Here is a 282-nt window from a genome sequence, read left to right on the forward strand (position 1 = left end):
GTCCATCAGTACGTTGATCGAGACCGATGGCGGGATCTGCGCCCGCAGCACCGGCAGTTTGGCCAGGATGGAGTCGACCACCGCCACCGTGTTGGCGTCCGGCTGCTTCTGGATGCCGAGCACGATGGAACGGTCGCCGTTCAGCCAGCTCGCGATCCGCTCGTTCTCGACGCTGTCGTAGATCCGCGCCACCTCGTCGAGCTTGACCGGGGAGCCGTTGCGCCAGGCCACCACGATCTGGCGATAGTCCATCGCCTTATCCATCTGGCCCGAGGCCTGCAG

The 282-nt window shown here is 65.2% G+C and carries 1 protein-coding gene; it reads right to left on the bottom strand.

The genetic code is table 11. The features are described 5' to 3' along the window. Positions 1-282: efflux RND transporter permease subunit (locus tag QSV46_RS39530; protein WP_314964066.1), on the bottom strand; the 282-nt coding region annotated here is incomplete at both ends.

Source organism: Bradyrhizobium cosmicum (assembly GCF_032290525.1).
In the GTDB taxonomy this organism is placed as follows: Bacteria; Pseudomonadota; Alphaproteobacteria; order Rhizobiales; family Xanthobacteraceae; genus Bradyrhizobium; species Bradyrhizobium cosmicum_A.